The following is a 14,908-nucleotide window of genomic DNA, read 5'->3' on the forward strand; positions in this document are numbered from 1 at the left end:
CAGCGACCGTCTGGCGCAGCCAGACACAGCGGAAGGAGGTGCAGCGAAGCAAACCGGAGCCGCTGCGCCCGGATCAGTCCCGGAGCGAAGGGACCCGAGCCTGCGAGGGCCGAACGCAGGAGCTAGCCTTTTCGGTTACCTTTTTGGCGTCTGAAAAAGGTGACTCGCCGTAAGGGCGAAACCGCCAGCCGCCGCCCCCGAAGAAACGGATATTCACCCAGACCACCCAGAGCATGGCCGGCCCTGAGGCCGCCAAGCCTCAGACACACATGCAGAAACACACCCGCCCCATTGAAACCACCCCACCCCTGCCCCATCTAAGACCCATACCCCATTGCGCAGGTGCCCCATGACCGACCAGCAAGATCGCCCGGACAACCACGACGATTACGAAACCGACCACATCGAACACACCTCCTCCGGCACCGGCCTGGCGCTGCCCGGGCAAAACCTGCCGGACAAGGTCTACATCATCCCGATCCACAACCGCCCGTTCTTCCCGGCTCAGGTCCTGCCGGTCATCGTCAATGAAGAGCCGTGGGCCGAAACCCTCGAACTGGTCAGCAAATCCGAACACCACTCCCTGGCCCTGTTCTTCATGGACACCCCCCAGGAAGACCCACGCCACTTCGATACCGGCGCCCTTCCCGAATACGGCACGCTGGTCAAGGTTCACCACGCCAGCCGCGAAAACGGCAAACTGCAATTCGTCGCCCAGGGCCTGAGCCGTGTGCGCATCAAGACCTGGCTCAAGCATCACCGCCCACCGTATCTGGTCGAAGTCGAATACCCCCACCAGCCCACCGAGCCGACCGACGAGGTCAAGGCCTACGGCATGGCGCTGATCAATGCGATCAAGGAGCTGCTGCCGCTCAACCCGCTGTACAGCGAAGAACTGAAGAATTACCTCAACCGCTTCAGCCCCAACGACCCGTCGCCGCTGACCGACTTCGCCGCCGCCCTGACCTCCGCCACCGGCCCCGAGCTGCAAGAAGTGCTCGACTGCGTCCCGATGCTCAAACGCATGGAAAAAGTCCTGCCGATGCTGCGCAAGGAAGTCGAAGTCGCGCGTCTGCAAAAAGAGATCTCGGCGGAAGTTAACCGCAAGATCGGCGAGCATCAGCGCGAGTTCTTCCTCAAGGAACAGCTCAAGGTCATCCAGCAGGAACTTGGCCTGACCAAGGACGACCGCAGCGCCGACCTCGAACAGTTCCAGCAGCGCCTCGAAGGCAAAACCCTGCCGGCGCAGGTGCAAAAACGCCTCGAAGAAGAAACCCACAAACTGTCGATCCTTGAAACCGGCTCGCCGGAATACGCGGTCACGCGCAATTATCTGGACTGGGCAACATCGGTACCGTGGGGCGTGTACGGCGAGGACAAACTCGACCTCAAGCACGCGCGCAAAATCCTCGACAAGCACCATGCGGGTCTGGACGACATCAAGGATCGCATCCTCGAATTCCTCGCCGTCGGTGCGTACAAAGGCGAGATCAGCGGCTCGATCGTGCTGCTGGTCGGCCCGCCGGGCGTGGGTAAGACCAGCGTCGGTAAATCCATCGCCGAATCCCTCGGCCGGCCGTTCTACCGCTTCAGCGTCGGCGGCATGCGTGATGAAGCCGAGATCAAGGGCCACCGCCGCACCTACATCGGCGCACAGCCGGGCAAACTGGTGCAGGCGTTGAAAGACGTCGAAGTGATGAACCCGGTGATCATGCTCGACGAGATCGACAAAATGGGCCAGAGCTACCAGGGCGACCCGGCCTCGGCGCTGCTGGAAACCCTCGATCCTGAGCAGAACGTCGAATTTCTCGACCACTACCTCGACCTGCGCATGGATCTGTCGAAGGTCCTTTTCGTCTGCACCGCCAACACCCTCGATTCGATCCCCGGCCCGTTGCTCGACCGGATGGAAGTGATTCGCCTGTCGGGCTACATCACCGAAGAAAAAGTCGCCATCGCCAAGCGTCACCTGTGGCCGAAACTGCTGGAAAAGGCCGGTGTGTCGAAAGGTAGCCTGAGCATCAGCGACACCGCGCTCAAAGCCCTGATCGACGGCTATGCCCGTGAAGCCGGCGTGCGTCAGCTGGAAAAGCAGATGGGCAAACTGGTGCGCAAAGCGGTGATGAAACTGATCGACGATCCGAAAGCGGTAATCAAACTCGGGCCGAAAGATCTCGAAGCATCACTGGGCCACCCAGTGTTCCGCAACGAACAAGTGCTGTCCGGCACCGGTGTCATTACCGGCCTGGCCTGGACCAGCATGGGCGGCGCGACCTTGCCAATCGAAGCCACGCGGATTCATACGCTCAACCGAGGGTTCAAACTCACCGGGCAACTCGGCGATGTGATGAAGGAATCGGCGGAGATCGCCTACAGCTACGTCAGCTCGCACCTCAAACAGTTTGGCGGTGATGCGAAGTTCTTCGACGAAGCCTTCGTTCATTTGCACGTACCGGAAGGCGCGACGCCGAAGGACGGCCCAAGTGCCGGCGTAACCATGGCCAGCGCCCTGCTCTCCCTCGCGCGTAATCAGCCACCGAAAAAAGGCGTGGCGATGACCGGTGAACTGACGCTGACAGGGCATGTGCTGCCGATCGGCGGCGTGCGCGAGAAGGTGATCGCGGCGCGGCGGCAGAAGATTTTTGAGCTGATTCTGCCGGAGCCGAACCGCGGTAATTTCGAGGAATTGCCGGACTACCTGAAGGAAGGGATTACCGTTCACTTTGCGAAGAAGTTTGCGGATGTCGCGAAGGTGCTCTTCTGACAATCATGTAGTGCCTGCTATGTCGCTTTCGCGAGCAGGCTCGCTCCCACAGTGATAAGCGGTGTCGACAGTTTTTGTATTCACCGCATCACCCTGTGGGAGCGAGCCTGCTCGCGAAGGCGGCAACTCTGGCGACGCCAATCCCCCGAACGTCACACTTCGTCTCATCTTCAGTTATGCTCGCCGTTCGTCGTAACCGCCGGAGCTGCTGATTTTATGTCCCCCACTCGCCTGTTTCTCCCCCTCACCCTTTCCTTGCTGGCCGCTTGCGCCACGCAACCGAAACACAACGTGACAGTGGAAAAACAAAGCGAATGCCCCGTACGGCTCACTACCGGACAAAACCTGATCATCAGCCTGCCAAGCAACCCGACCACCGGCTACCGCTGGGCGATTCAGGATTCTGCTGGCGGCGTGCTGCGCGCCCTCAGCCCCGAGGTCTACAGCAACCCGGAAGATGCCGGCGTTGTTGGTGCAGCGGGGGTTTCGACCTGGCGCTTCCAGGCCTTTGCGGCCGGCACCGGGCGTTTGCGCCTGACCTCGCAACAACCGTGGGCACCGGAAGTTTTGCCAGTAGAAACCTTTGACTGCGCCATCTCGGTGAACTGACGGCGGGAAACCGCGCTGGCCTCTTCGCGAGCAGCCTCGCTCCCACAAAACACCGCATTCCCTTGTGGGAGCGAGCCTGCTCGCGAAAGCAATTTTCCTGACGCTGATGTTTTTGCGCCCGGACGGTGCCTTATCAGACAATTCAAGCATCCGCGCCCCACTTTGGCTAAAATGCCGGCCTTTTCCACCGACACCGCCGGACGCCGCCGTGAGCAAAGAACCCGATCGCCTATTCGCCCAGCCTTTGGCCCAGGTGCCTGACTTCGCCTTCAACGAAGACGTGGTGCGGGTGTTCCCGGACATGATCAAGCGCTCGGTGCCGGGTTATCCGACTATCGTCGAAAACCTCGGCGTGCTCGCCGCGCAATTCGCCCAGCCCAACAGCGTGCTCTACGACCTCGGCTCGTCGCTCGGCGCAGTAACCCAAGCCCTGCGCCGCCACGTGCGCACCGACGGCTGCCGGGTTATTGCTGTGGATAACTCGGCGGCGATGGTCGAGCGTTGCCGCGAGTACCTCAATGGTCAGGATTCGATGTTTCAGGAATTGCTGCCGGTCGAGGTGATCGAGGGCGACATCCTCGCGCTGGAGTTTCAACCGGCCTCGGTGGTCGCGCTGAACTTCACCCTGCAATTCATCGCCCCGGACCAGCGCACCGCGTTGCTCTCGCGCATTCGCCAATCGTTATTGCCCGGCGGCGCGCTGATTCTCTCCGAGAAGCTGCGCTTCAACGATGCCGAAGAGCATGCGCTGCTCACCGATCTGCACGTGGCGTTCAAACGCGCCAACGGCTATAGCGAACTGGAAATCGCCCAGAAGCGCAGCGCCATCGAAAACGTCATGAAGCCCGACAGCCTCGAAGAACACCGCGAACGCCTGCTGGCCGCCGGGTTCTCGAAAGTCGTGCCGTGGTTCCAGTGTCTTAACTTTGCCTCGTTGATTGCCTTGCCATGATTGATCTGTCCCCCCTCGCCCGCCGTCTGGCCGGAACTCCGCTGGCCGAATGGGCCAACACGCTGCAAGCGCAACTCGACAAGAAAATGGACAAAGGCCATGGCGATCTGGAACGCTGGCAAAGTGCGCTGGACGCCTTGCCGAAGATCCAGCCAAGCGAAGTCGACCTGCTCAACGGCCTGAAACTCGACACCGATTGCGACGACGACACCCGCGCACAGATGCGCACCGCGCTGATGGGCCTCTCGCCGTGGCGCAAAGGGCCGTTCGACCTGTTCGGTGTGCATGTCGACACCGAATGGCGTTCGGACTGGAAGTGGTCGCGGGTCTCCCCGCACCTCGACCTGAAGGGCAAACGCATCCTCGATGTCGGCTGCGGCAACGGCTACTACATGTGGCGCATGCTCGGCGCCGGTGCCGACAGCGTGATCGGTGTCGACCCGAACTGGCTGTTCTTCTGCCAATTCCAGGCAGTGCAGCGTTACTTGTCCGAGCCGAATGCCTGGCACCTGCCGTTCCCGTTTGAAGACCTGCCGCCGAATCTGGAAGGCTTTGACACGGTGTTTTCCATGGGCGTGTTCTATCACCGTCGCTCGCCGATCGAGCATTTGCTGGCGCTGAAGGATTGCCTGGTCAAGGGCGGCGAACTGGTGCTGGAAACGCTGGTGGTCGAAGGCGACAAGCATCAGGTACTGGTGCCGGAAGATCGCTACGCGCAGATGCGCAACGTGTGGTTTTTGCCGTCGGTGCCGGCGCTGGAATTGTGGCTGCGCAGAGCCGGATTCAGCGATATCCGTTGCGTGGATGTCAGCACAACCACGGTGGAGGAACAGCGCGGGACGGAGTGGATGAAGTATCAATCGCTGAGCGATTTTCTGGATCCCGAGGATCACAGCAAAACCATTGAAGGGCTGCCGGCGCCGATGCGGGCGGTTATCGTCGCCAGGAAGTAAGCGTATTTTCCCATGACCGCGGTGGGCCTACCCCTCACCCCAGCCCTCTCCCCAGGGAGAGGGAGCTGATTGTTGAGCTTTTCAAAACTTGCGTCCGACTCGGTATTTCAGGTCGGCGGATTTGGTCCATCCAACTCGGTCGGTCCCCTCTCCCTCTGGGAGAGGGTTAGGGTGAGGGGCTTTTGGTGCGTCTGGCGCGGAAAAACTCGGTCAGCACCGCACCACATTCTTCAGCCAGCACCCCGCCCTCATACAACACCCGGTGATTCAAAAATCCCTGGCTGAAAAACTGTCCCTGACTCTGCACAATCCCGGCCTTGGGCTCCAGCGCGCCATACACCACCCGCGCCACCCGCGAATGCACGATCAGCCCGGCGCACATGCTGCACGGTTCCAGCGTCACATACAGCGTGCTGCCCGGCAGGCGATAGTTATCCACTGCCTGCGCGGCGGCGCGGATCGCGACCATTTCGGCGTGGGCACTCGGGTCGCTGGTGCTGATCGGGCAATTGAAGCCGCGACCGATGATCACGCCATCGTGCACCAGCACCGCGCCCACCGGCACCTCACCGAGGGCGGCGCCCTGTGCGGCGAGGGTCAGGGCTTCGCGCATGAAGTCGCGGTCGCGGCTGCGGTCGATGATCGCCGCCGGGCGGATCTGGCGCATCACTTCACCTCAATCGCGGCCATCAGGCCGGTTTCCATGTGGTCGATGACATGGCAGTGGAACATCCACACCCCCGGGTTATCCGCCACCAGCGCCACTTGCGCACGCTCGTTCTTGCCCAGCAGATAGGTGTCGGTGAAATACGGAATGACTTTGTGCCGGTTCGACGCGATCACCTTGAAGCTCATGCCGTGCAGGTGGATCGGGTGCTGGTACTGGGTCATGTTCTTCAATTCGAAAATATAGCTCTGACCCAGTTTCAGGCTGGCAATCGGTCGGTCAGCACAGGTCTTGTCGGTGATGTCCCAGGCCTTGCCGTTGATCTGCCACAGGCTCGGCGGTTTGCCGTTTTCGGTGTTCACCGAGACCGAGCCGACCCATTCGAAATTGAAGTTGAGTTTCTCCGCATTGGCCAGATCCGGCTCGGCCACCGGGTTGGCCGGCAGGGCTTTCGGCCAGTCCGTCGGCGCGTCGGTGTTGGCGACTGAACGTAGCGTACCCAGACGCACCGGGCCGTTACGCAGCGACAACTCTTCACCCGCCGCCGGGGCCTTGATCGCCAGGCAAATGCGCATGCCAGGGCCGAGCCAGTATTCCTTGCCCAATGGTCGTGGCTCGACAGGGTTGCCATCCAGCGCGTAGATTTTCGCTTCGACCCCAGGAATATTGATGCGATAGGTCAGGGTGTTGTCGAGGTTGAGCAAACGCACCCGGGTGATCTGCCCGGCCGGCAGATCAATCACCGGCAACGGCACACCATTGATTGTCGACAGGCGCCCGGCGGTACCGCCACGGGCCGCTTCGCGGGGGATGCTGAACTCGACGAACTGGCCTTGCTCGTCGATGTGCCAGTTCTTCAGGCTCAGGGTTTTCTCGTACTTGAAGCCGGTCGGCTCGCGTTCTTCGATGATCAGCGGCCCGACCAGCCCGCGCCCCAGTTCCTCGCTGCTGCTGACATGCGGGTGATACCAGTAGCTGCCGGCGTCCGGCACGCGGAATTTGTAGTCGAAGTATTCGCCCGGCAATACCGGCAGTTGCGACACATAAGGCACGCCGTCCATTTCCAGCGGCAGGCGGATGCCGTGCCAGTGGATGGTGGTCGCCACCGGCAGGTGATTGATGAAACGCACCCGCAGCCATTCCCCCTGGCGTACACGCAACTCGGTGCCCGGCGCCGACGGGCCGAACGCCCAGGCCTCGGTCTTGTGCCCCGGCACCAGCTCGACGTCGAGCGGCGCGGCGATCAGTTCATAGTCGTGGCCGGCCTCGGCGTCGGCCATCTTGCCCAGCCAGTAACGCGACGCGCCTCCCGCGCCCACGCCAACGACAACAAGACCGGCCAGGCCACCTAGGATTTGGCGACGGGTAAAGGACATGAACTCAACTACCTCACGTATCAGCGACAGACCCCGAGGGATCCGCAAAAAGGCGAATACGATACACCCGCAGTTGAGAAACAGTAAGGGCGACCTGCGGCCGCACGTCTTGTCGGCCTTATGCGCGCAGCCCGGTAATCAGGTGCAGCACGCCGCCCTCAAGCGGCATGACGCCCGACACGCCGGCGACACTCAGGGCCTGACGGTCGACACGGGCCTCGTCGTGCAACGTCACGCGCACCCGGGTCAGCGCCAGCGGTTGCTGCGACTTGAGGTTATCCACACCGCCCAGCGCCGCTACGATCTCGGCGTTCAAGCCGGCAACCGCATCGGCGGTAATGTTTGCCTCGTCCGGTACCAGATCCGGCGTCAGTGCTTTCCAGAATGCCTGCTGCAATTTGTCGAACATGTTCAATTCTCCATAACCGGCGAGGCATCGACTTTCGCCCCATGAAACCGCTGCAAGGCGTCGCGCACGTCGGCGGCGCTTTCCAGATTCGAAACCTGTTCGGCGATGATTCGACAGTCGGCCAGATTCACCTCGCGCACCGCCGACTTGATCGCCGGAATCAACGGCACGCTTACCGAAAGCTCATCCACACCGAGCCCCAGCAGCAACGGCACCGCAAGGCGTTCAGACGCCATGGCGCCGCAGACGCCGACCCATTTGCCGTGGGCATGGGCCGCCTTAACCGTCATGGCAATCAGGCGCAGTACCGAAGGATGAAAGCTGTCCGCCTGGCTGGCCAGACGCGGATGATCGCGATCCATGGCCAGCGTGTATTGGGTGAGATCGTTGGTGCCGATGGAAAAGAAATCCACGTGCGGCGCCAGCACATCGGCCATCAGCGCAGCGGCAGGCACTTCGATCATGATTCCCAGCTTCGGCATATGCGCCAGGCCCAGCACCCGCGTTTCCTGCTCGAGAATCTGCCGCGCCAGCCGTAGCTCGGCCAGATTGCTGACCATCGGCAACATGATGTGCAGACGCGTCAGTTCACAGCAGGCGAGGATTGCGCGCAACTGCTCGCGCAACAGTTGCGGTCGTTCAAGGCACAGTCGAATGCCGCGCAAACCGAGGAATGGATTGGTTTCGCTGTCCATCGGTACATAGGCCAGCGGTTTGTCGCCACCGACATCGAGGGTGCGCACCACCAGATTGTGTGCCGGCCCGATGGTGCGCGCGATGGCGCTGTAGGTGGCCACTTGTTCATCGTGGCTCGGCGCTTGCTGGCGACCCAGGTAGAGAAATTCCGAACGCAGCAGCCCCACGCCACTCGCACCCAGCTCCATGGCCTGGGCGGTTTCGCCCTGCGAGGCAACGTTGGCGGTAACTTCGATGTGCTGACCGTCACGGGTACACGCCGCCTCGCTGGCCTGGGCCAGTTCCTGCTGATGACGCTGGCGCTGGCGCTCATGTCGCGTGCGCAATTGATCAATGGACTCGGCGTCCGGGTGCAACTGCAATTCGCCTTTGTCGGCATCGAGCAGCACCCGCGTGCCGTTGCCGAGCCCGAGCATTTGCAATGGCATGCCACAGATCGCCGGCAAACCGCAGGCTCGCGCGAGGATCGCGACATGGCTGGTGGCGCCGCCGCCAACGGTGGCAAACCCGAGCACCTTGCGCGTATCGAGCCCGGCGGTCTGTGAAGGGGTCAGCTGATCGGCGATCAGAATGGTGTCGTCCGGCAACTCCAGCGTCTGCTCGTGAACACCGAGGATCAGCTTCAGCACGCGCTGGCCGACATCATCCAGATCCGCCGCGCGCTCAGCCAGCAAGGCATTGCCCAGCGAGCGAAACATCGCCGCCGTTGCATCGGTGCTGGTCTTCCAGGCAAACGCCGCGCTTTTGCCCGCGTCGATCAGCGCCCGGGCCTGATCCAGCAGGCTCGGGTCGGCCAGCAATTCCTGATGCGCCTTGAAGATCTCCGCCTGCGCCAGGCCGCTGGCGGTGTCGCGCAGATGTTGCAGGGCCATGTCGGCTTCGATCAGGGCTTGGCTCAACGCCTCAAGCTCGATTGGCGGCTCGGCGCCAAACTCGTTGACCAGAAGCGACGCTTCGACGATCTGCATGACTTGTCCCAACGCCGAACCGGGCGAGGCGCAGACACCGCGCAGGATGTTCGGCATTGCTGCTGCGTCGGCTTCGACCGGTGCAGGCGCTGTCACCGCTTCGCCGCAGCCTTCGTTCAGCAAGCGTGTCAGCGCTGCGACCGCTGCTTCGGCATCTTCACCTTCGGCGCTGACCTGCACGCTGTCGCCATGGGCCGTCTGCAACGCCATGATTGCCACCAGGGATTTGCCGTTGGCTTGCGCTTGCAGCTTGTGCAGATGGATGGTCGCTGAAAATCCCTTGGCCGCTTGAGCGAATACTGCCGCCGGCCGAGCGTGCAGACCGTTGGGATTGGGCAGGTTGATCGGCTGCGAGAACACCGCATCGCCCGGCACCGGCGCTGAATGTTCGCCAACGGCTGCGCCGACCACGACGTCCAGCACTGGCTGGCCTACCTCGACCAACCCGATTGAGCCAACGAGTGAAGCGAACGGCTCGCCGCTGACCACCAGCATCAAGGTCAACAAACTGCGCGCGTGCAGGGCAATGTAGTCAGCATCGAAGTCGATCAGCGCCTGCCCTGCTTCGACCCGCTGCCCCGCTTCAACGCGGCGGGTGAATCCTTCGCCGGCGAGATTCACCGTGTCCAGGCCGATGTGCATCAACACCTGCACACCCGCGTCACTGGTGATGGTGAGCGCGTGCCCGCTAGTCTGCACATCGCTGACCACACCGGCCAACGGTGCGCAGAGCGTTGACGAAGTCGGATCGATGCACAAACCGTCGCCGATGATCCGCCCGGCAAACACCGGGTCGGGCACCTGGTCCAGCGCCATCAGCACGCCGGATAAAGGAGCCAGCAGCTGCAATTGTTGGGGTGTGGCCATGACATCACCTGAGCTTGTATTCATTGAATGAGCGGTCGCAGCCGCTTTGCTTATTTCCACCAGTATTCAACCTGCAAGCCGACATTGGCGCCGTGCCGCGCGTTGCCGAAGGCGCCCGTGTCGGAGAGTGCCGAGCCTTTGGCCAACAGGTTGGCGGCACGCTTGGCTGCCTGGTTCCAGCTGGCATAGGTGTAATACAGACGCACCTCGGGCCGCGCCCAGAATTCCGGGCCTTTGGGTGACCAGGTCGGCGCGAAGGTGAACTTGCTCAGCTTGCGCGTGCCGTCCGCCGCCTCGACCTGATCGTGCCCCAGTTCGGTCACCAGTTTGAACTGCTCGCTCAGCGCATAGGCCGGGCGCACGCCGAGTGACAGCCAGTTCTGGCCGGCGCCGCCCTGACGAATATCCTTCTGATACACCGCCTGGAATTGTCCGCCAAAACGTGGCGTCAGTTGCCAATCGAAGAACTCGACGATGCGATAGCTCTTGTTGCGGTCATCAAGCCTGACGTTACCGGTATAGCCCAATCCGGTGCCCGGCCCTTCGCCGTATTGCAGCGCCAGTTTGTTCTTGCCACCGAAAAAGTCCTGCTGCACATGCTGGGTGGTGATCGCCCAGCCACGGTGGGCATCGCGGCTGTCGGGCTTGTCGATGTAACTCAGGCCGAACTCCAGTTCACCGCCCGGGTTACTGTTGAAACCGCCGACATTGAAGTCATGGCGGTTGATGTAATCCTTTTGGTAAAGGTTGTCCTTGCGTGAAAAGGCGTAGCTGTATTTCAAGCCATCGAGCAACACATCTTCAATGCCTGCACCGGTGGCGCTCTGGTTCCAGTAATAGAAATCGGAAATATGGATGTCGTTACGTTTGTAGTAACGCCGCCCTGCCCACAGCGAGCCGCCGTTGAGCGCAGGCATCGCCGACCATTGCGCATACGCCTGCGGCAAACGAATCGAGCCGTTGTCTTCCTTGAACGTCAGGCTGCGGTCGTAGCGGTTATACAGCGAGGCCATGCCGTCGACGCTCAGCACCGAGCCGTCGTCGAGGGTGTACAGATCCTGGCGCAGCTCGAGCTCACCGTACTGCTCGCACTCGTTACCGAGGCGATATTTGGTCTGCGCGCCGGGTAACTGGAAACACGACTGGCTGCTGCTGTTGACCGATGTACCGACCCCGCTGCGCAGATAGCCGCCGAACTCCAGCGCATGTGATGACGTCGGCATTGCCAGACAAATCCCCACGACTGCCAGACTGTAATTTATGGTTGCTCTCATATATGCCACCCGTTGTTTTTATTGTGTGGTTGCAGGAATTCAGCGCGCACAAATCCCCCGCGCAGCGTTCTGCGTGTTTTTTCAGAAGTTGTTATTCAGTTAAAAAATCAGGGGTCGGTCAGGTGCAGCACGAAGGATTCGTAAGGTCGCAACTGCAGCAAACTCGAGCGTTGCGGGCAGTCCGGGTAATTGCTGATCAACAGGCGCTGCTTCTGGGCTTCGTCGAGCAGCGCCGGTAGTTCGACCTCACAGGCGGTGCCATAGAAATTGTTCACCACTAACAAGCGTTCCCCCGTCCCCTCGCGCAGGTACGCCCAGACCTGTGGATGCTCAGGCAACAACTGGCGATAGATGCCATCGGAGATCAACGCTTCAGTGCGGCGTAAAGCGATCAGGCGCCGATAGTGATGCAGCACCGATTCCGGGTCGTGCAGTTGATGCGCGACATTGATCTGTGCAGCATTGGCCGGCACACCGATCCATGGTTCGCTGCGCGTGAAGCCGGCGTTGTGCCCGGCGTGCCAGTGCATCGGCGTGCGCCCGTTGTCGCGGGACTTCTGCATGATCGCCGCCATGTTGTCGAGGTCGCTGGTGCCGGCTTCACGCTTGAGGCGAAAGATGTTCAGGGTCTCGACATCGCGGTACTGCTCGATGCTCTCGAACCCCGGATTGGTCATGCCCAATTCTTCGCCCTGATAGACGAAGGGCGTGCCCTGCAGAAAGTGCAGCGCCGTGCCGAGCATCTTCGCCGACAGCTCGCGGTATTCGCCGTCATTGCCGAACCGCGAGACCACGCGTGGCTGATCGTGGTTACACCAGAACAGCGCATTCCAGCCGCCACCCGCCTGCATGCCGGTCTGCCAGTCGGACAGGATCTGCTTGAGCTGAAGGAAATCGAAATCGGCGCGCACCCATTTTTGCAGGTTGGGGTAGTCGACCTTCAAGTGATGAAAGTTGAAGGTCATCGACAGCTCTTTCGACTGCGGATTGGAGTAACGAATGCAGTGTTCGAGGCGGGTCGAAGACATTTCCCCGACGTTGATCAGCTCATGCCCTTCAAAGACCTCGCGGTGCATTTCCTGCAAGTACGCATGCACGTTAGGCCCATCGGTGTAGAAGCGCCGACCATCGCTGTCGTCCTCGGGGAAGTCCGCCGGTTTCGAGATCAGGTTGATCACGTCCAGACGAAAGCCACCGACACCCTTGTCGCGCCAGAAACGCATCATCTTGAACACTTCGTCGCGGACCTTGGGGTTGTCCCAATTGAGGTCGGCCTGGGTGTGGTCGAACAGGTGCAGGTAATACTGGCCGGTCTGCGCTTCGTATTCCCAGGCCGAGCCGCCGAACTTGGATTCCCAGTTGTTCGGCTGGTCGCGCCAGATGTAGAAGTCACGGTAAGGGTTGTCGAGGCTGCTGCGCGCCTGCTGGAACCAGGCATGCTCGATCGAGGTGTGGTTGACCACGATGTCGAGCATCAACTTGATCCCGCGTTTGCCCGCTTCGGCGATCAGCAGTTCACAGTCGGCCATGCTGCCGTAGCTCGGATCGACCGCGTAGTAGTCGCTGATGTCGTAGCCGTTATCGCGCTGCGGCGAGCGCAGGAACGGCGTGATCCACAGGTAATCGACTCCCAGCCATTGCAGATAATCGAGCTTGGCGACGATGCCGAGCAGATCGCCAGTGGCGTTGCCGGCATGGCTGTGGAAGCTCTTCGGGTAGATCTGGTAGATCACCGAACGTTGCCAGTCTTGCATGGCGGATTTCCTCTTGAATTTTGGAGCCGTGCAGGAGCTGCCGACGGCGGCGATTTTTTGATTTTGAAAGGCAAGATCAAAAGATCGCAGCCTCCGGCAGCTCCTACAGTTTGATTTCAGGCAACCCGGTAACCCGGACGGACGATCTTCATGCTCAGCACGCAGGTCAGGGCAAACGGCACGAGCATGGCGATCAGCATCCCGATGACGAACATCGGGATGAACTGCGGAACGATCGAGATGAAACCGGGCAGGCCACCGACGCCGATGGCCGAGGCCTGGATCTTGTTCAGCGAGAGGAACATGCAACCCAGCGCCGAACCGGCCAACGCGGCGTAAAACGGGAATTTGTAGCGCAGGTTGACGCCGAACATCGCCGGCTCGGTGATGCCGAAATACGCAGAAATCGCCGAGGTCGAGGCCATGCTCTTGTCCCGCGCATTGCGCGTCATCCAGAACACCGCCAGGGCCGCACTGCCCTGCGCCAGATTGGACATGACAATCATCGGCCAGATGAAGGTGCCGCCCTGGCTCGAAATCAATTGCAGGTCCACGGCGAGGAACATGTGGTGCATGCCGGTGATCACCAGGGGTGCATACAACAGGCCGAAAATCAGACCGCCCACCAGCGGCGCCAGATCGAACAGCATCACCAGCCCTTCGGTGATGTAGATGCCGATATGCCGGGTCACCGGGCCGATGATCGCCAACGCCAGCACGCCAGTGACAACGATGGTGGTGATCGGTACCACCAGCAACTGCACTGCGTTGGGCACGCGTGCGCGCAGCCATTTTTCGATCACGCTCATTACGTACGCCGCCAGCAGGATCGGCAGGATCTGCCCTTGGTAACCGACCTTTTCCACCTGGAACAGGCCGAGGATGTCGAAGTACGGCAGTTGCTGCCCATCCAGCCCGGCCACGGCCTTGCCGTAATTCCAGGCGTTGAGCAGGTCCGGGTGCACCAGCATCAGACCGAGGACGATGCCGAGTATTTCGCTGCCGCCGAAACGCTTGGCTGCCGACCAGCCCACCAGCGCCGGAAGGAACACGAACGAGGTGTTGGCCATCAGATTGATCAGGCTCCACAACCCGTCGAGGTTCGGATAGGCATCAAGCAGGGTCTGGCCGTCGATGAACATGCCCTTGGCGCCGAGCAGGTTGTTGATGCCCATCAACAGGCCGGCAATGATCAGCGCCGGCAGGATCGGCATGAACACATCGGAAAACACCCGCACCAGCCGCTGCATGGCGTTTATCTTCTCGGCGCTTTTCTGTTTAACGTCGGCGATGGTCGATGCCGCAAGGCCAGTCTGCTGGCGCAGTTCGGCATAAACCTTTTCAACATCACCCGGGCCGATGACCACTTGATACAACCCGCCGGTGAAGAACGAACCCTTGACCAGATCGACGCCATTGAGCGCGGCCACATTCACCAGCGCGGGGTTCTTCAGCGCCAGGCGCAAACGCGTGACGCAATGCGCCGCCTGCTCGATGTTGTCACGGCCACCGAGGCTTTCCAGCAGCTCCTTGGCGATGTTCGGATAGTCATGGCTCATGCTTGTTCTTCCGTCGTGGATTGTTGTTATTGGCAGCACGCCGAACGAAAAATACTCGTC

The 14,908-nt window shown here is 61.1% G+C and carries 11 protein-coding genes; 4 read left to right on the plus strand and 7 right to left on the minus strand.

Annotation, left to right across the window (positions count from 1 at the left end):
- Positions 1-349 precede the first annotated feature (349 nt).
- The 4 genes from lon to cmoB all read left to right on the plus strand — a co-directional run bounded on the left by lon (position 350) and on the right by cmoB (position 5,278).
- Complete coding sequence (lon, locus tag OC605_RS24600; RefSeq protein WP_071173472.1) at positions 350-2,764, plus strand: endopeptidase La; 2,415 nt, start codon at positions 350-352, stop codon at positions 2,762-2,764.
- Between the two features lie 216 nt (positions 2,765-2,980).
- Positions 2,981-3,373 carry a protease inhibitor I42 family protein gene (locus OC605_RS24605; RefSeq protein WP_186569492.1) on the plus strand — a complete coding sequence of 131 codons (393 nt, stop codon included), beginning with the start codon at positions 2,981-2,983 and terminating at the stop codon, positions 3,371-3,373.
- A 208-nt stretch (positions 3,374-3,581) separates the two neighbouring features.
- Positions 3,582-4,325, plus strand: a complete 744-nt coding sequence (gene cmoA, locus OC605_RS24610) for a carboxy-S-adenosyl-L-methionine synthase CmoA (protein ID WP_016773355.1) — start codon at positions 3,582-3,584, stop codon at positions 4,323-4,325.
- Positions 4,322-5,278, plus strand: coding sequence for a tRNA 5-methoxyuridine(34)/uridine 5-oxyacetic acid(34) synthase CmoB (gene cmoB / locus OC605_RS24615; RefSeq protein ID WP_095181720.1), 957 nt, complete (start codon positions 4,322-4,324; stop codon positions 5,276-5,278). Before cmoA ends, cmoB begins: the two co-directional genes overlap by 4 nt.
- 166 nt (positions 5,279-5,444) lie before the next feature.
- On the opposite strand, the gene tadA is transcribed toward cmoB, so the two are convergent.
- From tadA to treP, 7 genes are all read right to left on the minus strand, one after another.
- Positions 5,445-5,945 (minus strand): tRNA adenosine(34) deaminase TadA, encoded by a 501-nt coding sequence (gene tadA, locus OC605_RS24620; protein WP_186569493.1) that lies wholly within the window; start codon positions 5,943-5,945, stop codon positions 5,445-5,447.
- A complete protein-coding gene (locus OC605_RS24625; protein ID WP_024014196.1) occupies positions 5,945-7,321 on the minus strand; it encodes a multicopper oxidase family protein in 1,377 nt (458 codons plus the stop codon). The genes tadA and OC605_RS24625 overlap by 1 nt, the downstream gene beginning before the upstream one ends.
- A gap of 118 nt (positions 7,322-7,439) precedes the next feature.
- Complete coding sequence (locus OC605_RS24630; protein ID WP_186569495.1) at positions 7,440-7,730, minus strand: PTS transporter subunit EIIB; 291 nt, start codon at positions 7,728-7,730, stop codon at positions 7,440-7,442.
- A gap of 2 nt (positions 7,731-7,732) precedes the next feature.
- A complete protein-coding gene (gene ptsP, locus OC605_RS24635) occupies positions 7,733-10,261 on the minus strand; it encodes a phosphoenolpyruvate--protein phosphotransferase (RefSeq protein ID WP_262140055.1) in 2,529 nt (842 codons plus the stop codon).
- Positions 10,262-10,311: 50 nt separating this feature from the next.
- Positions 10,312-11,535: a maltoporin gene (locus tag OC605_RS24640; RefSeq protein ID WP_133338443.1), complete on the minus strand. Its 1,224-nt coding sequence runs from the start codon at positions 11,533-11,535 to the stop codon at positions 10,312-10,314.
- A gap of 107 nt (positions 11,536-11,642) precedes the next feature.
- Entirely contained in the window at positions 11,643-13,289 is a 1,647-nt protein-coding gene (gene treC / locus OC605_RS24645; protein ID WP_262140057.1) for an alpha,alpha-phosphotrehalase, read from the minus strand.
- Between the two features lie 116 nt (positions 13,290-13,405).
- Positions 13,406-14,848: a PTS system trehalose-specific EIIBC component gene (gene treP, locus OC605_RS24650; RefSeq protein ID WP_110647052.1), complete on the minus strand. Its 1,443-nt coding sequence runs from the start codon at positions 14,846-14,848 to the stop codon at positions 13,406-13,408.
- Positions 14,849-14,908 lie beyond the last annotated feature (60 nt).

The organism is Pseudomonas sp. Marseille-Q5117 (genome assembly GCF_946901175.1).
In the GTDB taxonomy this organism is placed as follows: Bacteria; Pseudomonadota; Gammaproteobacteria; order Pseudomonadales; family Pseudomonadaceae; genus Aquipseudomonas; species Aquipseudomonas iranensis.